The 22909-nt window shown below is 46.2% G+C and carries 19 protein-coding genes; 8 read left to right on the top strand and 11 right to left on the bottom strand.

The window, feature by feature from the left end:
- Positions 1-19 precede the first annotated feature (19 nt).
- Together ACFFJH_RS01830 and ACFFJH_RS01825 are read left to right on the top strand one after the other, a co-directional pair.
- A complete protein-coding gene (locus ACFFJH_RS01830) occupies positions 20-1156 on the top strand; it encodes a JmjC domain-containing protein (RefSeq protein WP_390209623.1) in 1137 nt (378 codons plus the stop codon).
- Positions 1157-1460: 304 nt separating this feature from the next.
- On the top strand, positions 1461-1682 hold the full coding sequence (locus ACFFJH_RS01825) for a hypothetical protein (RefSeq protein WP_390209622.1): 222 nt from the start codon (positions 1461-1463) through the stop codon (positions 1680-1682).
- A gap of 153 nt (positions 1683-1835) precedes the next feature.
- Here ACFFJH_RS01825 and bamC read toward each other — a convergent pair whose 3' ends face one another.
- The 8 genes from bamC to ACFFJH_RS01785 all read right to left on the bottom strand — a co-directional run bounded on the left by bamC (position 1836) and on the right by ACFFJH_RS01785 (position 9265).
- Positions 1836-3026, bottom strand: coding sequence for an outer membrane protein assembly factor BamC (gene bamC, locus ACFFJH_RS01820; protein ID WP_390209620.1), 1191 nt, complete (start codon positions 3024-3026; stop codon positions 1836-1838).
- A gap of 96 nt (positions 3027-3122) precedes the next feature.
- Positions 3123-4007: a 4-hydroxy-tetrahydrodipicolinate synthase gene (gene dapA, locus ACFFJH_RS01815; protein ID WP_390209619.1), complete on the bottom strand. Its 885-nt coding sequence runs from the start codon at positions 4005-4007 to the stop codon at positions 3123-3125.
- 218 nt (positions 4008-4225) lie between these two features.
- The gene (locus ACFFJH_RS01810; RefSeq protein WP_390209618.1) at positions 4226-4768 is read right to left on the bottom strand and encodes a class I SAM-dependent methyltransferase; all 543 of its coding nucleotides are present in this window, start codon (positions 4766-4768) and stop codon (positions 4226-4228) included.
- A 20-nt stretch (positions 4769-4788) separates the two neighbouring features.
- The gene (locus ACFFJH_RS01805) at positions 4789-5451 is read right to left on the bottom strand and encodes a site-2 protease family protein (protein WP_390209617.1); all 663 of its coding nucleotides are present in this window, start codon (positions 5449-5451) and stop codon (positions 4789-4791) included.
- A gap of 57 nt (positions 5452-5508) precedes the next feature.
- On the bottom strand, positions 5509-6132 hold the full coding sequence (locus tag ACFFJH_RS01800; protein WP_390209615.1) for an L-threonylcarbamoyladenylate synthase: 624 nt from the start codon (positions 6130-6132) through the stop codon (positions 5509-5511).
- A gap of 90 nt (positions 6133-6222) precedes the next feature.
- Entirely contained in the window at positions 6223-7098 is an 876-nt protein-coding gene (gene htpX / locus ACFFJH_RS01795; protein ID WP_390209614.1) for a protease HtpX, read from the bottom strand.
- 147 nt (positions 7099-7245) lie between these two features.
- On the bottom strand, positions 7246-8094 hold the full coding sequence (locus tag ACFFJH_RS01790) for a 3',5'-nucleoside bisphosphate phosphatase (RefSeq protein WP_390209883.1): 849 nt from the start codon (positions 8092-8094) through the stop codon (positions 7246-7248).
- 232 nt (positions 8095-8326) lie between these two features.
- Positions 8327-9265, bottom strand: coding sequence for a sugar nucleotide-binding protein (locus ACFFJH_RS01785; RefSeq protein WP_390209612.1), 939 nt, complete (start codon positions 9263-9265; stop codon positions 8327-8329).
- A 43-nt stretch (positions 9266-9308) separates the two neighbouring features.
- Here ACFFJH_RS01785 and ACFFJH_RS01780 point away from each other — a divergent pair, with 43 nt between their 5' ends.
- The 6 genes from ACFFJH_RS01780 to ACFFJH_RS01755 all read left to right on the top strand — a co-directional run bounded on the left by ACFFJH_RS01780 (position 9309) and on the right by ACFFJH_RS01755 (position 16996).
- Entirely contained in the window at positions 9309-10337 is a 1029-nt protein-coding gene (locus tag ACFFJH_RS01780; protein ID WP_390209610.1) for a CDP-6-deoxy-delta-3,4-glucoseen reductase, read from the top strand.
- A 379-nt stretch (positions 10338-10716) separates the two neighbouring features.
- Positions 10717-11934, top strand: a complete 1218-nt coding sequence (locus ACFFJH_RS01775; protein ID WP_390209608.1) for an acetylornithine transaminase — start codon at positions 10717-10719, stop codon at positions 11932-11934.
- 25 nt (positions 11935-11959) lie between these two features.
- A complete protein-coding gene (argF, locus tag ACFFJH_RS01770) occupies positions 11960-12877 on the top strand; it encodes an ornithine carbamoyltransferase (protein ID WP_390209606.1) in 918 nt (305 codons plus the stop codon).
- Positions 12878-12939: 62 nt separating this feature from the next.
- Complete coding sequence (locus ACFFJH_RS01765; protein WP_390209604.1) at positions 12940-14169, top strand: argininosuccinate synthase; 1230 nt, start codon at positions 12940-12942, stop codon at positions 14167-14169.
- Positions 14170-14447: 278 nt separating this feature from the next.
- Positions 14448-14771, top strand: coding sequence for a pyrimidine/purine nucleoside phosphorylase (gene ppnP, locus ACFFJH_RS01760; RefSeq protein WP_390209602.1), 324 nt, complete (start codon positions 14448-14450; stop codon positions 14769-14771).
- Positions 14772-15052: 281 nt separating this feature from the next.
- Positions 15053-16996 carry a CocE/NonD family hydrolase gene (locus ACFFJH_RS01755; RefSeq protein ID WP_390209600.1) on the top strand — a complete coding sequence of 648 codons (1944 nt, stop codon included), beginning with the start codon at positions 15053-15055 and terminating at the stop codon, positions 16994-16996.
- A 171-nt stretch (positions 16997-17167) separates the two neighbouring features.
- On the opposite strand, the gene ACFFJH_RS01750 is transcribed toward ACFFJH_RS01755, so the two are convergent.
- The 3 genes from ACFFJH_RS01750 to ACFFJH_RS01740 all read right to left on the bottom strand — a co-directional run bounded on the left by ACFFJH_RS01750 (position 17168) and on the right by ACFFJH_RS01740 (position 22889).
- Positions 17168-17626: a hypothetical protein gene (locus ACFFJH_RS01750; RefSeq protein WP_390209598.1), complete on the bottom strand. Its 459-nt coding sequence runs from the start codon at positions 17624-17626 to the stop codon at positions 17168-17170.
- A gap of 615 nt (positions 17627-18241) precedes the next feature.
- Positions 18242-18859, bottom strand: coding sequence for a 4'-phosphopantetheinyl transferase superfamily protein (locus tag ACFFJH_RS01745; protein WP_390209596.1), 618 nt, complete (start codon positions 18857-18859; stop codon positions 18242-18244).
- A 7-nt stretch (positions 18860-18866) separates the two neighbouring features.
- Positions 18867-22889 (bottom strand): Pls/PosA family non-ribosomal peptide synthetase, encoded by a 4023-nt coding sequence (locus ACFFJH_RS01740; RefSeq protein WP_390209594.1) that lies wholly within the window; start codon positions 22887-22889, stop codon positions 18867-18869.
- Positions 22890-22909 lie beyond the last annotated feature (20 nt).

Genomic DNA, 22909 nt, shown 5'->3' with positions numbered 1-22909 from the left:
CCAATTCCAAAGCTGCAATATGAAAAAATCTCCCGCACTCACTCTGTTAGGTGGTATTTCCCCTGAAGATTTTTTTGCTGAATACTGGCAAAAAAAACCACTCCTCATACGCCAGGCTATCCCAGGATTTAAGGCCTTATTTAGCCCCGAAGAATTATTTGAAATGGCGGGACGTGACGATGTGGAATCGAGGCTGATTTGTTTTTTTAAGCAACATTGGGAAATGAAAAACGGGCCTATAGATAAAATTCCCGTCAAAGAAAAAAAGGATTGGACTTTGCTGGTACAGGGTGTGAATTTACACCAGCCAAAAGCGGATGAATTATTGCGCCAGTTCCGCTTTGCGCCAGATGCTCGCTTGGATGATTTAATGATCAGCTATGCGCGCGAAGGCGGTGGCGTCGGCCCACATTTTGATTCTTACGATGTGTTTTTATTGCAAGCCCATGGTCAACGTCGTTGGCAAATCAGCGCGCAAAAAGATTTAACTCTAATCGAAGGCATGCCATTAAAAATTTTGCGCAACTTTAAAGCTGAGCAAGAATTCATTCTGGAACCGGGCGACATGCTGTACCTACCGCCACACTACGCACACGATGGCGTTGCACTTGGTGAATGCATGACTTACTCAATAGGATTTCGTTCGCCTTCTTATCAAGAACTAGGTGAAAGTTTCCTACAATTCATGGCTGATACCATAGAGTTACCAGGTCGCTACGCTGATCCTGAATTGCAATTAAGCAAAGCACCTGCAGAACTGAGCGAAGTGATGCTAGACAAAGTCGCTAAGGAGCTAGCAAAGATCACCTTTAGCAAAGAGGATATGGCGATTTTCTTGGGTGAGTATTTGACCGAACCTAAAGCAAGCGTGTTTTTCGACTCACCAGAAAATCCTTTAAGTCCCAAGAAATTCAGTCAAGCCGCATTAAAATATGGCGTGCGCTTGTCGCTTAAAACCCAAATGTTATATCAAGGCAAACATGTATTTATTAACGGCGAATCGTTTAGTGCCGGCAAAAGCGATAAACCCACATTAACTCAATTAGCTAACCAACGTTCATTGAGTCCCGATGAGATTGCTAAGGCTTCCGACGATGTGCTAGAGGCATTTTGTATTTGGTACGAAGATGGCTGGTTAGAACTAGCGAAAAAATGAGTATTTCACTACATAAGTGAAGGTCTTTATTAGAGCGAAAAGTGTCATTTGATGTGCATACAACAGCAAAATGTGAATTTGCCGCGTAAATTAGATAATAAGTTCATTTTTTTTGAAAAAAATGCTTGCAGGTATATTCGATTGACAGAAAAATCATTATAATTCGCGGTTAGGAAAGTTTCGAAGGGTTTGCAAGATCTTTTTGATTTTTGTGCCGACGTCCTAACCTATTGAGCGATAATTACCGGTAATTATTCATCGCAAGTTTGTTGTTTTTTTAGATCCATTTATTGAAAGTAAAAACATGAAAAAATCACTTTTGCTCGTTTCCTTGTTGGCAGTAGCTTTGGTAGCTTGCGGTAAAAAAGAAGAAGCTCCAGCAGCTTCTACTCCAGCAGTTGAAGCAACTCCAGCTTCTACTCCAGCAGCGGCTCCAGCTTCTACTCCAGCAGTTGAAGCAGCTCCAGCATCTGCAACAGCAGCTGAAGCAGCTCCAGCAGCGGCTTCTGCTGCAGCATCTAAGTAATTTTTATTACTTTTAAAGAAAAGCCGGTCATTGACCGGCTTTTTTTACGCTCACATTTCCCATACAAATCATTCAAACAAGAATGAAAATAAAGAAAAAAGGCGAAAAAAAAACGGATCATAAGATCCGTTTTTTATTAAAGCTTAAGCAATTTTATTTCAGTTGCTCATTCAACACTTTCAAGATCTTATTCGCTACTGGACTAGAAGAAACCTTGCCATCGTCACCATGCACGGTTACTCGACTCACCTCTCCAGCGTCGCGCACTAGGATACGGAATTTCTCGCCATCTTTTACCGCATCGCTAGAACCCCAAGAGAATAAGCGAGCGAAGAAGCCTTGACTTGCGCCCTTAGTCTTAGCGTCGATATCCTGATCGATATAACGAACAAAATAGAGTCCTTTAGAACGATCCCTGTCTTCTATGGTGAAGCCAATACGATCTAAAGCCAAACCTACACGGCGCCATGAGCGATCAAAACCTTCATCGGTCTCCAAATAGCTCAATTCGTCCAAGCTCAACAATTTAGAGCGTGGCGCTCCCGCTGCTGCATCAGGCGCCGTTGCAGCAATTGCTGCTTTTACCTTAACTTCGTCCGATCCCAAACGCAACATCAAACGCGATAAGAATTCTGCTTCCAGTCCAGCATCATTGGCACGCGAGGTCCAAGCTGTATTGTCTTTCTGCATACCAGTCAACACTTCTTGTGCGCCACGATGACTGATATAGACTTCGACATCGCCATTGGCACCGCGCTCTACACGGGTGCGGAATTTATCTCGTTCGCCGGTAGAATACAGACCATCAAATACTTTGCCGATTGTCGAACGAATGATGTCTTGTGGAATCTTGCCGCGATTTTCGGCCCAATCAGTCTCCATCACACCAGTGGCTTCATTTTCAACATTAATCAAAAAGCCTTGCTCTTGCCAAAAATCTTTTAATTGTGGCCACAATGCCTCTGGTGCAAACTTCACCACCAAATAACGCTGAGTACCATTACGCTCAATACGCATATCTTTTAATTGATTTGGGGCTACCACGCCATTGGCTGTTGCCACAGCCCCACCACCAGAGCGTTTTGCCGCATAAGAAGATGCAGTCGCACTTCCTTGCTCAGCATCAGGAATGGAGAAACGGCTATCGCGACGAATTTGGGTCAAATCAGGAGGAACATCTAGGGAAGTGGTTTTTGCCTTGCTTGCGCTTCTGTAATCAATACGATTGGAATCGGAAATATTACCCACGAAACTACAGCCAGCACTCAGTCCCGCAGCGCCAATTACACCAGCTAATGCCAAAGCACGAACCATCTTTTTATTAGCAACAACGCTTTTTGCCATGTGAAAATCCCTACAAATTGTAATCAAATAATATGCATGAAAACACGAATGCTAGTCCCCTGTCATAGCAATGCCATGCGCACCCGTTGAAGATTCTTAATGCAATACGCCTGCTTCACGTAAAGCGGAACGAACAATATCATGATATTGACTAGAAAGGCTAACCAAAGGCAAACGAATTCCAGCGGGCATCAAACCCATTTCGGACAAAGCCCATTTGACTGGCACTGGATTTGGTTCAACGAATAACTTGGCATGCAAAGGAATTAAACGATTATTAATCTCAACTGCCTTGGCTATATCACCTTGCATTGCAGCGACACATAATTCATGCATTGCACGAGGAGCAACATTCGCTGTCACAGAAATATTACCTTTACCACCACAAAACATTAACGCCATCGCGGTTGGATCATCGCCAGAATATACGGCGAAGGAGGCGGGCACCATGCGTAGCAATTCCAAACCACGGCCGACGTTACCAGTCGCATCTTTAATACCGACGATGCCTGGCACTTCGGCTAAACGTGCGATAGTCTCATTCGACATATCCGCCACAGTACGACCCGGTACGTTGTACAAAATAATCGGCAAATCCACAGATTCAGCGATTTTCTTAAAATGTTGATACATACCCTCTTGGGTGGGACGATTGTAATAAGGGACAACTTGCAAAGACGCATCTGCGCCAGCTTGCTTAGCAAATTGGGTCAGTGCTATCGCTTCCACCGTAGAGTTGCCGCCAGAACCGGCAATGATAGGCACACGCTTATTGGTATGTTCCACAGCTATACGAATTAGCTCGCAATGCTCTTCAACACTGACTGTCGGTGATTCTCCGGTCGTTCCAACGATGACGATACCGTCCGTACCTTCGGCGATATGCCAGTCTATCAACTTGCGCAGCGTTGGAATATCGAGACTACCATCGGCATGCATTGGGGTCACAATCGCGACCAAACTTCCTTGTATCGTTGTCATCTTAGCGCGTGGAAAAAGTAAAGCCATTATTGTAGCGGATCGTTACCTGCTATGGGAGAGAATCGAGCCTTGATTCGAGAAGAATCGACAGCAAATCTCATCGTGACAGACTCCAAACAAACGACAAACTTGGCGGATAGAAATTTAAATTGAAATATCGAACAAAACATTACACAAAACTTCGAGCCAATACGAGAATTTAGATCTTAAGGAATCACTTATTCACGCAAACGCCGAATGCAAATTCTCTGAACGACAGCTTCTGTGATTTGGTTGACATAAGTATGCTCGAATACAAGACATTGTTGGCGCCAGCCCGAGATAGCTGGGTAGACAAAGTGCTGAAGCAATTCATTCTCTTGCAGTAGAAAATCAGGATTGCGCGGTCTGCCATATTGCTCATTCCCCGCTGCAAACGTTTCATAAATCAACACACCACGATCTGCGAGCGACTGCAAAATCGAAGCCATCAATGGGCGATGCAAGTAATTTGTGACAACAATGCCGGCAAACTGTTCATTAGCAAACGGCCACTTAAAACCCTCACTCTCAAGATCAAGATGAAAACATTTCGCGCCTAATTGTTCTAATTCGGCCACGGAATCGCTATCTCGATCGACCGCCCACACCTCATAGCCCGCCGCCAATAATACGCGAGTGTGGCGGCCAGAGCCACAGGCCAGATCTAGCACAGGACCTCTTTCTTTAAGGATTTCGTCTAAGTAACGTCGTACAAATTGAGAAGGCTGAGCATTATTCATAAAGACTGAGAACTTACCGATTAGCTCAGTAACATCGTAAGTGGGGTCAATACGAATTGCAAAATCGACTGAGCGATATTCATCAGTGGGTACATCCAAAACTGTAAAATCTTAAAATAAACCAAAGCCATGACAATGAAGAAACCATAGGGTTCAATTTTTGAAAATTGATAGGCCTGACGATGTGGCAACAGGCTAGTCAAGATTCGTCCACCATCAAGCGGCGGAATTGGGAACAGGTTAAACGCGAACATCACCAAATTAGTCAACAATCCAGCCTGCGCCATACGATAAAAAAATTCGTGTTCCACTTTTAATACGACGAGAAACACGGCCAAAATCATCCACAAAAACGCCATAATAAAATTAGCGCCTGGACCAGCCAAGGATACCCAAGCCATGTCACGCTTAGGTTTGCGCAAAGCGCCGAAGTTAACTGGGACTGGCTTTGCGTAACCAAACAAAAACTGCCCGTCAGTTGCCATATATAAGACAACAGGAATAATAATCGTGCCAAATAAGTCGATGTGCACCACGGGATTTAAACTCATGCGGCCTTGGCTGTACGCGGTCAGATCACCAAAATATTTTGCTGCGTAGGCATGTGCCGCTTCGTGCAAAGTAATCGCCAAAATAACAGGAATCGCATATACGGCGATGGTTTGTATTATCAATGCATCCATGAATTTAATTCATCCTCAATCTTATTTTCGACCGCAAAAAAACAGCGTTGCAACGACTTACAAACCAAACAAAGCCGCGTCTCCACGTCCTTGACGTATCAACTCCGGCATTTCCTGCGTCATATCAATCACCGTCGTAGGAATCAGGCTGCAGGCACCGCCATCAATAACTAGATCGATCTGCTTTTCGAGTCGCTCGCGAACCAACTCTGGATCAGTCAAAGGTTCTTCTTCATCAGGCAAAATCAAGGTAGTTCCCAGCAATGGCTGCTTCAATTCCGCCAATAAAGCGTGGGTAATTGAATTTTCTGGCACTCGCAATCCTATGGTTTTACGAGAAGGATGACTTAAGCGGCGCGGTACTTCTTTGGTCGCTTCCAAAATAAATGTATAGGCACCGGGCGTCGCCGCTTTCAACATGCGAAATTGGCGATTATCGACTTTGGCATATTGCGCGATTTCAGATAAATCACGACACAATAAGGTCAAATGATGTTTTTCATCGACGCCACGAATGCGGCGCAAACGCATCACCGCATCTTTATCATCCAGATGACATACCAAGGCATAACAAGAATCCGTCGGCAAGGCGACGATCCCCCCCTGATCAATAATCTGTGCCGCCTGTTTGATCAAACGTAGTTGAGGATTATCAGGATGAATTTGAAAAAATTGGCTCATAAATAAAGTCTACCAATGAAACAACGGAGGCAGAGCCTCCGTTGAATATCTTATTAAAACTGTGTTTATCTTAATTACTTATTTAATTGCTTATTTTAATTGCTGTAACGCCGCGATACGTTGCGCCATCGGTGGATGAGTAGAAAACAACTCAGCCCAACCTGGCTTATCACTAATACCCACCGCCGCCATCGATTGAGGCAACTCGCCTGGCGCCATACCACCTAGACGCGCCAAGGCGTTAATCATGGGCTGACGATCTCCCATTAATTTTGCAGCGCCCGCATCGGCACGGAACTCACGTTGACGAGAGAACCAAGCAACGATCAAGGATGCGCCGATCCCGAACAAAATTTGAAACACAAACGAGGCAATATGAAAGCCCAGTCCCGGAGTGTGATTCTCATCATTCTTCGACAAAAAACTATCGACGGCATACGCAGCAATGCGCGACAAGAACACCACGAAGGTATTCACTACGCCTTGAATCAGAGTCATAGTCACCATATCGCCGTTCGCAATGTGCGCGACTTCATGCCCCAAGACCGCTTCAACCTCTTCTTTTGTCATACTTTCCAACAAGCCTGTAGAAACCGCCACAAGCGCAGAATTTTTGAACGCACCAGTCGCAAAGGCATTTGGTTCGCCATTGTATACGGCGACTTCTGGCATCGCGATTCCAGCCCGTTCAGACAAGGTCTTCACGGTGTTCACTAACCAAAATTCTGTAGAAGAAGCTGGATTATCGATGACACGCGCTCCGGTTGACCATTTCGCCATGGGTTTGCTGATCAACAAAGAAAAAATAGAGCCAGTAAATCCAACCACTAAGGAAAATACTGCTAACGCGCCTAAATTCAAACCTTTGGCAGTCAAATAATGATTGACACCCAACATAGACAAAATAACAGTCATCACCAACATGACTGCAATATTGGTCGCCAAAAATAAGACGATACGTTTCATATTCAATTCTCCAAAACCTAAGCGAAAACACGAACTACAACGGTACTGACATGGGGCAATATGCGTGTCTTTCGGCAAAATTCAAGTGCTTTGCGCCTTAATTGCACTTTAATCACACATTAGTCACATTTTTGACTCAATAAGCAGTCATTTAATCCAACTATGCCAAACTGGCGTCAACTCTTTAGCTAATGCGGGTAATTGTCCCAAGTCGGGTAAATTTTCATCGGGCGCATGAAAATCCGAGCCACGTGACGCCATAAATCCATACTGATTCGCGATTTTAGCGTATTCATCATATTGATCCACAGTATGACTGCCGGTTACCACTTCAATTGCCGTACCGCCCAGATTTTTAAATTCATTAAAAAAGGCATCAAATGCTATTGGCGTTAAATCATAACGCCCTGGGTGTGCCACTACAGCGATCCCACCAGCTCCTCGTATCCATCCAACAGCTTCAGACAAAGTCGCCCAACGATGCGGCACAAAACCTGGCTTACCATCGGCAAGATATTTCTTAAAGACCGCAGACACGTCCTCACACACGCCGACTTCCACCAAATAGCGCGCAAAATGGGCACGTGATATCAAGTCAGGATTACCTACATATTTCAGTGCACCCTCATAGCAATTAGGAATACCGACTTTCGCCAAGTCAGCTGCCATATCTTCGGCGCGGCGTTGACGTCCCGAGCGCGTCTTCGCTAAACCCGACAATAAGTTGGGATTCGTTTCGTCAATCTTCAATCCCACGATATGGATAGTTTTATTCGCCCAAGTAACAGAAATTTCTAATCCCGTCACATAATCCATACCTAAATCGGTTGCGGCCTCACGTGCCGCGGCGATACCACCGACCTCGTCGTGATCCGTCAAAGCCCAAACATCAACGCCCTGCGCATGCGCACGCTGCGCAACTGCTGCTGGCGCTAAAACGCCATCCGACACAGTGGAATGGCAATGCAAATCAACGTTTAAAGGTGGGGCAAACATAATGGAAGCAGACAAAATAACGGCAGAACAGATATTGTACTCCTGCCGCACGCGCTTTGCCGCACTGCGACAATCTAGAACAAGCTAAAAACTTAAAACTAAAACATCTCAACACAGAGATGCAGAGAAACAGCGGCGTAGAGAAAAAAGCAAAGAAAGACCACATTTTTTTTGAGATTTCATCTTGCCCTCCTCTACAACTCTGTGTCTCTGTATTGAGAAGTTTTGTATTTTAGCTTTCTTCAACAAGGCGAACATCCTGTAGAGCATACATCACGGTAGGAAATTGCAAACGCGCTCCCAATTCAGTTTTTATACGCCCATTCATTAAGCGACGTGATTCCGACATGAATGATAAAAGCATAGGCGATACCTGTTTTTCCAATTCAACTCTTGGCAGACGAGGTGCGCGCGGTAATTGAAAATGATCTGCCACTTGATCAAAGTAATCCCCCATCTTCAAATCACTCTCATCGACCGCATGATAAACGCGATTCGGACTTGCTCTAAAAAGCGCTAACTTGATCAAGTAAGCTAAGTCCTCCGCATGAATATGATTGGTGTACACATCGTCTTGCGCAATTAAGGCGGGAGTCCCTTTGCGCAAACGTTCTATTGGGAGGCGATCCGATGCATAAATGCCCGGTACCCTTAAAATAGACAACGCACTGTTGCGGCGTCTAGCCCAAGCACGTAAGGTATTTTCAGCATCAACACGACGCTTAGCTCGGGCATTCTGTGGCGCTACCGTCCTCGTCTCATCAAATTGAGCGCCATCACAATTTCCATAGACGCCAGTGGTGCTGATATAAACAAGTTTTGCCTTCTCAGGTAAAATAGCGGCTAATCGCCGTGTTCGTCGGTCAAATTCGCCATCAGTCTGCGGCGGCGCCAGATGAACAATGTATTTCGCCATTCCTGCTAAACGCCGTAAGGTGTGAGCTTGATCCAGATTCGCATAAATCGGCATCGCTCCAGCAAGCCGCAATTGCGTAAATCGCTCGGAATCAGGCGACTGACTGGTCAGAGCAAACACCCTAAAACGGTCAAGCAAATACGGTATTAAGCGCATACCGACATCGCCACAGCCGATAATCAAACAACGCGGTTTAGCGAACGAAGTAGGATTTCCCGCTACACGAGGGTTGAGAAATACGCCAGATTGATTCATTTTTTAACTTTGTTTTTAGATTGCCAACTGATTCAGGACAAGTATGACGTTTCAAGTAACTATTTCACCAAGCGGTCGTCAATTTCAATGCGACGACGATGAAACCGTATTAACTGCCGCCTTACGGGCGGGGCTCATTTTGCCATACGGCTGCAAAAACGGGGCATGTGGATCATGCAAAGGTAAAGTCAGCGCTGGTCAAGTTGTGCATGGCAACCATCAACAAAAAGCCTTGAGTGATGAAGAAGAAGCGCAAGGTGGCGCCCTATTCTGCTGTGCCAAACCGCAATCTGATCTCACTATCGAAGCACGTGAGATGTTAGCGGATGACGACTATCCAATCAAAAAACTCCCGAGCCGCATCGCTAAATTGGAAAAATTATCGGATGATGTGATGCTGATTGAATTGCAATTGCCCGCTGCGGAGAAATTCAATTATCGTGCGGGGCAATATATTGAATTTCTATTAAAAGATGGCAAACGCCGTAGTTATAGTCTCGCCAATGCGCCACATGTTGAAGGCCCACTGAGCCTGCACCTACGTCATATGGCCGGCGGCTACTTCACCGATCAAGTTTTTTCTACGCTCAAAGAACGCGACATCATGCGCTTTGAAGGTCCGCAAGGTAGTTTCTATCTAAGGGAAGATTCCGATAAGCCGATGATTTTGCTGGCATCTGGCACTGGATTTGCACCGATTAAAGCCATCATTGAACATTTAATCCATATCGACTCGAAGCGTGCAGTTCACTTGTATTGGGGAGGTCGCCGACCACAAGATCTGTATATGCATACGCTGTGTGAAGAATGGGCAAATACATTGGAAGGCTTCCAATACACGCCTGTCGTGTCTGATGCGAATGCCGAAGATGATTGGCAAGGTCGCACAGGATTCGTACATCAAGCAGTGTTGGATGACTATGCCAATTTATCTGGCTATCAAGTCTATGCTTGCGGCGCTCCTATCGTGATCGAGTCAGCAAAACGGGATTTTGTCGCGAAATCACATTTGCCAGCGGACGAGTTTTATGCGGACTCTTTCACCTCGGAAGCAGATTTAGCAAAAAACTAATTTATTTAAAACGATGAAATTATTTTTCATTTTTTTTGATTTATTTCAGGTTTGCATCGCACAAAACCGCAAAAAAACCGTTACACTACGCAAATGAAAAATTTTACCGACATGTCTTCTCCAAATATCGCTCGACGTCGCTGTTCGCACACCGAGCCTGGGAAGTCTTGCGCGTAAGAAAAGCAAGGTCACGATAAAACCACAGGCTCAAACCCTGTGGTTTTTTTTTGCGTGCTGGTGAATTTGCTTGTGGATGTGACGGTGGATCTGCTGACGTATGCTGAGACTGGTCGTTCTGCGGTAACATCTTTCGCTTATTCTGTTTTTGTATTTAATTTTGGATTTTTAGTCTTTGTTTTCTTCTTTGAGGAGTTTTGAAATGGAATTTAGTCAGTACAACGCCAATGCCCTGATGTACATCACACCACGTCCTGAGTTGGTGTTTACGGAAGGCCGAGGCATGTGGCTGACTGACCATAATGGCAAACGCTACCTTGATTACTTGCAAGGCTGGGCGGTTAACTGCTTAGGGCACTCTCCTCAATGCATCACCGATGCGGTGGTCGCTCAAGCGGGAAAATTGCTCAATCCTTCACCTGCTTTTTATAACGAAAACATGATCATGTTGGCGGATCAACTAACCAAGCATTCTTGTTTTGATCGCGTCTTTTTTGCCAATAGCGGTGCCGAGGCGAATGAAGGTGCGATTAAATTAGCGCGTAAATGGGGACAAAAAAATAAGAACGGCGCTTTTGAAATTATCACTTTCGATCACGGCTTCCATGGCCGGACTTTAGCTACCATGTCTGCCTCAGGCAAACCGGGTTGGGATACGATCTTTGCACCGCAAGTAACGGGTTTTCCCAAAGCCGATTTAAACGATATCGCCTCAGTTGAAAAACTCATCAACGACAAAACCGTGGCTGTCATGCTAGAGCCAGTGCAAGGCGAAGGCGGCGTGATTCCCGCAAGTCGCGAATTCATGCAAGCACTTCGCGCGCTGACTAAGCAACATAATATTTTGTTGATTGTCGATGAAGTGCAAACAGGCATGGGACGTACAGGCGAATTATTTGGCTACCAACTCTCAGGTATAGAGCCAGACATCATGACCTTGGGTAAAGGCATAGGCGGCGGCGTGCCACTCGCAGCCTTATTAGCGAAAGTAGACGTTTCCTGCTTCGTACCTGGCGACCAAGGTGGCACTTATAACGGAGCACCATTGATGACGGCGGTCGGTTTGGCTGTTATCAAGGCCTTGACCGCACCAGGCTTCTTAGATGAAGTGAAAGCAAAATCCGCGTATTTGAGCAAAGCACTTAATACGCTATCTGAGCAATTAGGCATGGAAGGCGAACGTGGTGAAGGCTTATTGCGCGCACTTAAACTCGGCAGCGATATCGGCCCACGTTTGGTCGAAGTCGCACGCGATCTGGAGCCGATTGGTTTACTCATTAATTCTCCACGTCCTAACTTACTCCGCTTCATGCCAGCACTGAATGTCAGCTACGAAGAAATCGACACCATGATTTCTATGTTGAGCAAAGTCATCCAACAGGTGATAGACGAAAAAGCCGCAGCATCGACAGCATCTTAAATCGAACATATCCGAACAAATTAACATGGCTATCAAACATTATTTACAGGTCTCTGACCTGACGTTAGATGAATACGACTATCTGATGCAGAGAGCACGGATCATCAAAGATCGCTTTAAAAAATACGAACCCTATCACCCGCTTTTGGATAGAACACTGGTGATGGTATTTGAAAAAAATTCCACTCGGACGCGCTTGAGTTTTGAGGCAGGTATGCATCAATTAGGTGGCGCGGCAATTTACTTGAATACGCGTGATAGCCAACTGGGTCGTGGCGAGCCTGTAGAAGATGCAGGTCAAGTCATGTCACGCATGTGTGACATCATTATGATCCGTACTTTCGAACAAGAGATGATAGAAAAATTTGCCGCGAATTCGCGCGTGCCTGTCATCAACGGTTTGACCAATCAACACCATCCTTGCCAAGTATTTGCGGATGTGTTCACTTTCATCGAACATCGCGGCTCCATCGCAGGCAAAAAAGTTGCGTGGATCGGTGACGCGAATAATATGTTGTACTCATGGATGCAAGCGGCGAAAGTATTTGGTTTCCATCTGCATATTTCGACACCGAAGGGCTATGACATTGATCCAGCGTGCGTCACTGTTGAAGCGGAACATTACACCGTTTTTGACAATCCATCGGATGCCTGCATCGGTGTCGATGCCGTCAATACCGACGTCTGGACCAGCATGGGCTACGAGGCAGAAAATCAAGCGCGGCTTAAAGCATTCGACGGTTGGATCGTAGATGAAGCGAAGATGGCGCGTGCCAATCCTGATGCAATTTTTATGCACTGCTTGCCAGCGCATCGTGGTGAAGAAGTCTCCGCAGGTGTGATCGATGGCCCGCAATCCGTAGTCTGGGACGAAGCTGAAAATCGCTTGCACGTACAAAAGGCCTTACTCGAATATTTAGTCATCGGCAAAGTCGATAACTGAGCAGAATTCCAATTTGATCTCAACATTATTTCAGCAATATCTTCAACATTAGAAAGCACATCATGAGCGACGTCAAAAAAGTAGTGTTAGCGTATTCCGGTGGTTTGGATACTTCCGTTATTTTGAAATGGTTGCAAGACAACTACCAATGCGAAATCGTCACGTTCACAGCCGACTTAGGTCAAGGCGAAGAACTCGAACCTGCACGTGCCAAAGCCTTAAAATTGGGCATTAAACCAGAGAATATTTTCATCGATGACGTACGCGAAGAATTCGTGCGCGATTTCGTATTCCCTATGTTCCGTGCTAACACCGTGTATGAAGGCGAATACTTATTGGGTACCTCGATTGCACGCCCACTCATCGCAAAACGCTTGATAGAAATCGCCAAACAAACTGGTGCCGACACGATCTCACACGGCGCAACAGGTAAAGGTAATGACCAAGTGCGTTTTGAACTTGGCGCTTATGCATTAATGCCAAACGTTAAAGTCATCGCGCCATGGCGTGAGTGGGATTTATTGTCACGCGAAAAATTGATGAAATATGCTGAAGATGCTGGCATAGAAATCGACCAAAAACACAAAAATGGCGGCGCACCCTACTCCATGGACGCCAACCTCTTACACATCAGTTTTGAAGGTCGTCATTTAGAAAACCCAAGTGCCGAAGCAGAAGAATCAATGTGGCGTTGGACGGTCAGCCCAGAAGCAGCACCAGACCAAGCTGAATACCTCGACATCGAATACGAAAAAGGCGATATCGTTGCATTGAATGGCGTACGCATGTCACCAGCAACCGTGTTGACTGAACTCAATCGCTTAGGCGGCAAACACGGCATCGGTCGTTTAGATTTAGTAGAAAATCGTTTCGTCGGCATGAAGTCACGTGGTTGCTATGAAACCCCTGGCGGCACCATTATGTTACGTGCACACCGCGCTATCGAATCCATCACTTTAGATCGCGAAGTTGCGCACTTGAAAGATGATTTGATGCCACGTTACGCGAGCTTGATTTATAACGGATACTGGTGGTCTCCAGAGCGTTTAGCATTGCAAACTTTGATCGATCACACGCAACAAAATGTGAACGGCTGGGTACGCGTCAAACTGTACAAAGGCAATGTGATTACCGTATCTCGCGATTCCAAAACCGACTCCTTATTCGACATGAACATCGCAACCTTCGATGAAGACGGCGGCGCTTACAATCAAGCCGATGCAGGTGGTTTCATCAAGTTGAATGCCTTGCGTATGCGAATTGCAGCGAATGCGAAATTGAAACGCGGTTAATGCATAGACATAGTCGCGACTAATACTCCCTTCTCCCGCAAGCGGGAGAAGGGTTGGGGATGAGGGCAGTTGAAAACGGTACAACAAAACGTAAGGCGGGTGAAACCCGCGCCGCCCAAACGTCAATGCACTGACCTAGGGTTGATCAGCGCGTATTTCATCCATCCAACAAAACTGAATCGCCCTCATCCCTATTATAAATTTACGACCACTGCCCCCCCTCACCCTAGCCCTCTCCCGCTTACGGGAGAAGGAACTAACATCAAAACCCAAACACCATGACCACACAATTCGACCAAGTCAGCGTCATCAAAAAGGCCAATCTCTATTTCGACGGCAAATGCGTTTCGCACACGGTGCTTTTCCCTGACGGCAGCAAAAAAACCATAGGCGTAATTTTTCCTTCCAGCCTCACCTTCAACACAGGCGCAGCAGAGATCATGGAAATCAACGCTGGCGTTTGCCGCATTACATTAGCTGGTGAAAACACGAGCAATGAATATCGCGCAGGGCAATCTTTTTCGGTGCCAGCTAATTCCAGTTTCCAAATCGAAACGCTGGAAACCTTGGACTATGTCTGCCACTTTATTGACGCTGCATAATTTATAGTTATCGCTAGCTGCACACCAAGTACAAGCCCTAATTTATTTAGGGCGATCATCACCATTAATTTTAATGAAACTGGCTGCTTAAGTTTTTTCTCTGCACCCCCTCTTTTTTCTCTGAGCCTCTAAGTTGAGAGGTTTAGATTTTTCTCCGCACATACACCAACACAACGCTTGAAACCCAGTTGACAGCTCAAGCGAAACAGCGCAATCTCGCTCTCTTTTGGAACGCCAAATCATCTCGCATTTGGATAGCCCTACTTGAGGAGTGACCTATCTTGACTCATACACGCAAACCTATTCTTCGTTCGATCATCAGCGCTGCCCTATTAACCTTAGCAGCGAGCGCTGCAGTAGCCCAAACCCAAGCGCCCCTATCCGCGATGACACCTGATGGCGTAAAAAGCTACGACAGCATTCGACCGCAAGCGGATTTCATCAAGCGCGTTGTAATGATTCCGATGCGCGATGGCGTCAAACTGTACACGGTCGTCGTCATGAAAAAAGGGACAAAAAATGCACCTATCCTTTTGAGCCGTACGCCATACAACGCCAAGGGTTCGACCTCCCGCACCCAAAGTCAAAAAGCCACTGAAATTTTAAGTGTCTTAGATGAAGTTTTTATCGAAGATAATTACATCCGTGTCTATCAAGATGTACGCGGTTTGCATGGTTCTGAAGGTGATTTCATCATGAATCGTCCTTTGCGTGGGCCACTCAACTCGACGACAACAGACGAATCCACAGATGCCTACGACACGATCGATTGGCTCACTAAAAACACACCCGAATCCAGCGGCAAGGTCGGCGTGATCGGCTCCTCTTATTTAGGATTCACCGCACTCATGGCTGAGATCAATCCGCACCAGGCGCTCAAAGCCGCCGTGCCGCAAAGTCCGATGGTCGATGGCTGGATGGGGGACGACTGGTTTCATTACGGTGCTTTTCGCAATACCAATATCGCCTACACAGTCGGCGTCACCACAGGTAAAGGCGGTGGTGGATCCGACCCAACAGGTGTTGGTGATGATTACAGCCGTTATTTGGAGGCAGGATCAACCGGCGACTACATCCGCCATTGGGGTTTTGATCAATATCCGTTCTTACAAAAGATCATGCAAAATGCCGCCTACACGCCATTCTGGTCGCAACAAGCGGTTGATAAATGGTTTGCCAATCACGATTTAAGTGTACCGACTCTGCTCATGGTCAGCCAATGGGATCAGGAAGATAGCTATGGCGCACCTGCCGTTTACAAGGCGATCAAGTCACGTAACAAAGATGCCAAAGTCAGCCTCTTGATCGGTCCATGGCCACACTCAGGCGGCAATCATTACGGCTTCAAACTTGGTGATATCGCGTTCAAAGGGGACACCGCTTTAGAAGCGCGCATCAACTATATCAAACCATTTTTAGATCATCATTTAAAAGGCAGCGCAGATCCACAACTCCCTGCCGCCATGACCTATGCAACGGGTGCAGACAAGTGGCAACATTCAGCGCAATGGCCTGCCGGTAAACCGACCAAGCTATATTTACGTGAAGGCTTTGGACTCTCTTTTGAAGCACCTGATGTCAAGCCATCCGCTAATCAAGCGCAAGGCCACGACGACTACGTTTCCGATCCTTCTAAACCTGTGCCATTCATCCCGCGCCCTATCAATATGAACGACAGCAGCCAATGGAAACCTTGGCTAGTGCGCGATCAACGCTTTGTGTCAGATCGCCCAGATGTGCTGGTGTATACCGGCCCGGTGTTGGACAAACCGCTACACATCATGGGACAACCTTTAGTTGAGTTATTCGCCGCCACCTCAGGCAGCGATGCTGACTGGGTCGTCAAGTTGATTGATGTCTACCCCAACGTCTCCCCGGAAGGCGGACAAGGCGTGATGACGATGGCAGGATTTGAGCTACCGATAGGCATAGAAATCTATCGCGGCCGCTATGTACGCGGCTTCGACAAACCACAAGCCTTGCCCCCCAACAAAATCGAAGCCTACCAATTTGGCCTGCCACACGTGAACCACGTCTTCTTGCCTGGCCATCGTTTAATGGTACAAATCCAATCATCGCTATTCCCTTTGTATGACCGTAATCCACAAACCTATGTCGAAAATATCTTCAACGCCAAGGCTAGCGATTTTAAAAAAGCGACGCAAAGTATTTATCGCACCAAAGCCGCGGCGAGTAATATTGTGTTGCCTGTGGTGGAGAATTAATTCACGACATTGATTGAATTAATTTAATTTTGAGACAGCCTGTTGATTAAATTCAACGGGTTGTTTTTTTAGGAAATTTGATTTTCTAGCATATAAGTTGGACTGCAATCCAACATTTATCGACATGACTGCAGAGCTTTGGACATATCAGCGCGTAGGTTGGGCGATTTGTTATGCATTTGGTTTGCTAATAAGATGTGTAGCCTTCCAACACAAAAATATAGTTGAAATTCTTGCAGCCTCACCTGCGCCCTTACTGCAAGCTACCTTAAATGCTTTATTTTGAATTTCAACCCAGTCAAATTTAAAACCACTTAAATCTTCCAGGGATACTTTGTAGTCATGCTTATGTGCGTAATTATTTCTTACTTTGTTTATAGCCTTAAAAGCGGAATAATATTTCTTATTTATTAGCCCCATGGCTAGAGCTAGATCTGTTTTAAGATCAAACGAACGTGTAGATTTAAAAAATGCGTTAGGATCTTTAAGATTTTTTGAAATCAAGGTTTCAAGCACTTTTTCAATAAATATATGCCCTTTAAGAATTGGCGATATTTCTTCGTCGTCAAATACAAACCGCTCCATAGCATGCTGGTCAATTTCATCGAAAGATAGATTGTCGAAGCTCAATGTTTTTCCTACCTTACATAACGTCGATTTGAAAGGCGCGCGCGCCAATCTACAAATTTTAAAAAAGCGCTTACTCGCGCGTCATTTTCGAAAGTCATGTTAGCGATGTTCACCACCATGGTTGGTCGACTTCCATATTCTCCATGAATTTTGGTCCTGATAACTTCCATTCGACGGCTTCCCGTAAGCTTAACTTTCTGATGCCACAATGAACAACGTTACAGTTGTGTACGATACCATTTACGAGCGATATACCCTCTATATGCCTGCCTGTTTCGTCAACGGAAATACACAAGCAAGGATGAAAACTACAACTCTCAAAAAAATCACCAACCTTTATTGCGTTTGGAATATTTACTTTTTCTGGCATGACAGATGATCGCTAACTAGTTTTAATGTGAAAGAGACGTAAGTTAACATACTCTTAAAATTTTATCAATAAAACATAAAACATTTGGAAACCCGCATAAAGTCTAGCACTTACGTATTTTTCTTGATCCACGAAAGGTATAACAAAAAAACGAAACAGGTTTTCAGGCAAATCAAAGCCTCAGAAAATTAACGACAAAATTCGCGCACCACTTCAAATACGCATCAGAATAAAACAGCATAAAATTATTTACCAAAATCAATCGCCAAAGCCATCACAAGATTTTTAGGAAGTGCAAAATTTTCATGACTATGTAACACATGCACTTCGCACCGATTCAACTGAACATCTAATTCCGCGCTCCACTCCTGCAACGCCAACCCACAACATTTCAATCTAGACTCATGCATCGCCCAACAAGCCGCGAATTCCTTAGCCTGCTGCTCTTCTGGCGCATTGGCGATACCTTGATTATCCGCAGGCGACAAATACAGCCGAGCTACATCACGCCAATCAAAATCAATCGCTGTGGCGAGTAGGTCTATCCCTATATTTTGATAACGATGAATCGCAGCCACAGCATAATTTTGATCATACGAAAACGAGAGAAATATACGCTGTTGTTCGACTTGCGCATACGGTGCTTGCCCTGCTTCTGCGTGCAATTGAATTTTGTCTTTATTGACCGCGCAAGCTAGCACTAAAAACTGTTTAACCGATGTGCGTAGTGATGTGCGAGAGACGGTGCGGTCGTGGTTTTCTTCCGCTTGATTGAATAACACCACGAAATCATGTTGGCGATAAAAAGCACAGGCTGCGTCGATTTGATTTGGGTATTCAAATACGCAGTGGCTGTGCTTCATATCAACACTACTTAGCAATCGCCGCGGGACAACCGCGCCAGCTTGATTTTGCGGGAATGAATTCGCCTTTCATGACCAAGGTCAACGCACCTAATTTGGCGTCATCGCCGACTACCGCGCTGTACAAAACAAAACTGCGTGGGCCGAGGTAAACGCGTTCGCCGATGATCACATGATCCACCTTCATCACGCGGTCTTCAAACAGATGTGTTTGTGGGCAAGCGGCGGCGTTGATTTCGCTGTAGGCGCCTATGGTCACGCAATCAAATTCAGTGATGTCGGTGGTGTCCAAATACACGCCCTTGCCGATTTTTGCACCTAATAAATTGAATGCCAATGGCAGCCACGGTGTGCCTTTTAAGTAACGCATAAAATTGGGGACGGCAATGCCTTCATAGAGATTGGTAATCGCTTCAGATGACCAGACAAACCACGTCCACATAGGATGACTGCTTTTTTTGTAGCGACCGATCAAGATCCATTTGGCGAGCAAAATAAACACATAGCAACCTGCACCATATAGCAAACCGGAGATGACCAAGTAATACAAGACTTCTAACCAACGTTCTTCGGCGGCCAAGGGCATTAAGTCGAGCACGATGGTGTAGCCGATGGCGATCACTAAGGCGTGTGGCGCGATGATGCGGAAGGCTTCGATTAGACCGCGGGCAACACGACGCCATAAACTCGGTTTAAAGGTGAGGTTTTCTGCGAAGCCTTTAACCTCTTCGCGCGCAGGCAGGTTCATCGCAGGTGAGCCTATCCATGTGTCGCCGCTACGCATCGCGCTATTCGCTGGGGCGCTGGTGTGCACGCCAATCAAGACATTCTCAGGAATCACGGTACCATCGGGAATATACGCGCCGTTACCGACAAAGCTACGACGCGAGACTTCGGTGGCTTGCACCGACATCCAGCCTTGATCGATTTCTTCATCGCCTAACATCACGGCATCGGCAATAAAACATTCATCGCCCAAGGTCAACATGTCAGGCACAACACCCAATGCGGTCGATACCTCTGCACCCTTACCAACTTTAGCGCCCAACATGCGGTACCAGAACGGTGAATAAATCGTCGCATACACGCCGTGCAAGACATTCAAACTCGATTCTTGAATTTGATTGACCAACCATTTACCGCAGTACACATTACTATGCACGGCATAACGTCCTGGTGTCATTTTGGGTAATAAGCCCCAGCGTATACCGGCCGAGAGAACCGCTGTGCACACAATCAGAACAGCGGTAGCTGGAAAAGCGAAGACAAAATACTCACTCAACTGCACTGCCACCTCGGCGTTCTGGGTGCTAGGTAACAACTCCAAAGTATCAAGCCAGTCGATCAAAATAAAGGTTGGGAAAACTGGCAAGAAAAACAGCGCTGAAATACTCAAACTACCTAGGATAAAAAATAAATTCTCACCGAATTTTCGTCCTATCCCAACCACCGGCCTTGGTGGTAAAGCGTGCGCATCAAAGGCTCCCACATCGCGCGCGGGTGAGCCTTCCCAAATGCGATGGGCTGGAATACTTTGCCCATCAACGAGACAGGATTGACCCGCCAAGTGGGCATGTGTTGCGAGCTGCGTACCACCTTCGATCACCGCATAAGAACCGACATAGGCGTTATCGGCGATATCAATTTGCCCCAAATGCAAATAGCCTTTTTCAACCCGTGCATTTTCAAAATTACAGGCGTTACCGATACTCGCACCATCACCAATTTGCAATAAGTCAGCGGCGCGTAAAGTGATAGAACCAATCAAAACTTCGTCGCCTATCTTGGCACCTAATGCACGCAGCCACCATGTGTAAATGGATGAGCCACTCAGCATATAGGCAGGTGCTGCTTCGATGATGCGGTCAACTAGCCACCAGCGAAAATAAGTCCATCCCCACAGCGGATATTTGCCCGGTTTTAATCGTCCGACGATCAACCATTTTGCCGCGATGGCGAGGAAAAACTCAGCAACGGTCACCAATAGGAAACATGCCAGTGACAAAGCCACCGCGCGTGGAATCGAGTCTTCGCTGTCACCAGTAAAAAAGTGATACGCGAAAAATGGCGTCAACCATTGCAACATGCGGAATGCGACCAAGCAAGGGATCATGGCGGCCTGTGCTAACCCACAGGTCCAGCGTTTGATAGCTGATGGCGGCGTCCATGCATCAGCTGCTTGTATCTCATCTGTCACCACGATCATGCCAGCTTGCATCACAGCAGCGATTTCTCCTACCCGACGCTGTTGATAGATATCGCTGATTTTAAAATACGCGAAACGCGCATCCAGGCGCAAGGACGATACTAAGCGCGCTGCCATCAAAGAATGGCCACCGAGATCATTAAAAAAATCTGCGTCTCGACGTATCGCTTGACCGGGAAAGAGACGCGTTAAGGCTTCAAACAAACATGATTCAGCCTCGGTTTCGGCGACATCACTTTCCGAGGATGAGACTTGTACAGCTAACTCCTGGGCTTTGAGGGTTTTGCGATCAATTTTTCCTGAGCTTAGACGCGGCATCTCGTCCAAAAATTCATAGCGCGTTGGCACCATGTAGGCGGGCAAACTTTGCGTCAATGCTTGGCGTAAATTGCTACCATTCACCAATGCAGGATCAGCACCAGTTTCGCGCACGAGAAAGGCAATCAGTTGATCAACGCCCTGCTCCGCACGCAAAATAACTGCAACGGTTCCTACACCGTTTTGCTTCGCCAAGACCGCTTCGATCTCACCCAATTCAACGCGAAAACCACGAATCTTTACTTGATCATCCGCTCGACCTAAACATTGGACGCTACCGTCTTCTCCAATTTTGGCAAGGTCGCCTGTACGATAAATTCTGTTATTGATAGGATCATTGGCCCAAGGATTACTCAGAAATTTTTCCGCAGTTAAATCAGGGCGTCCAAGATAACCAGCCGAAACACCTGGACCAAAAATACAGAGTTCACCAATCTCACCACGCTCCAACAGGCGCAAGCCTTTATCGACATCGGGATCAATCACCAATAGACCATAATTGGGCAGAGGAATCCCGATGGTCACGGGTGTGCCAGCTTGCAAAGGAGCGAGGCTAGCAGACACCGTTGCCTCAGTTGGGCCATAGGTATTGAACATCTGGCGGCCATTTATCGCCCAGCGTTCAACCAAACTAGCAGGACACATTTCCCCGCCCAGATTGATTAATCGCAAACACGGTACATCGATACTAAACAAGGCGAGCAAAGTCGGTACCGCATGCAATACAGTGATCTCATGTTCAATCAAGGCACGTGGCAGCGCATCGGGGTCGAGCGCTACTTCTTTTGGTGCTATCCACAAGCTAGCGCCGACCAAATAACTAATCCAGATTTCCTCAAATGACATATCAAATGCCACAGAAAAACCCTGATAGACACGATCGTCAGCCGTAATTCCAAGCACACTATTTTCACTGCGCAAAAAATGACAAATGCTGCCTTGGTTAATCAAAATACCTTTTGGTTTCCCCGTTGAACCGGAGGTATAAATCACATAGGCTGGATGACTAGGCTCAACGGCATTACGCTCACGTTTTCTTAGTACGCCCGAAGTTGGCGAGGATAATTGCGTCGCCGTAAAAACTTTTTGCGTTAGTGATGGCGTCAATTGTGCAAGTTGCGGCAGTAAGGTTTCGCTAGTGACTAAACCAAGTCCCTGCGCATCGTCCAAACAGACAGAGATACGTTCAACTGGAACCTCTGCATCAAATGGCAACCAGGCGGCACCAGCTTTGGCAATGCCAGCCTGCATGACGAGCAGCTCAATACCACGCGGAAGCCAAAGTCCCAGAATGTCACCGGGTTTAACACCAGCCTCAAGCAGATAATGCGCAACCAAATCGGCACGAGCGCCAAGCTCAGCATAACTAAGCTGTTCTTGATCACTAGAGAGCGCGATTTTATCGGGCAATGTGTGAATGGTCGTTTCTAATAAATCCGCTAAGCATTCGGTTTTGATCAACTCTGGCTGCACTGCGCCATACAAAATATTCGTATTTGATTTCATTATTTTTTTTATTGGTAAGA

This window comes from Affinundibacterium danionis, assembly GCF_042432465.1.
Lineage (GTDB): Bacteria > Pseudomonadota > Gammaproteobacteria > Burkholderiales > Burkholderiaceae_D > Undibacterium > Undibacterium danionis.
Note: the sequence above shows the minus strand (reverse complement) of the source record. Positions and strands in the feature narration are given on the sequence as shown.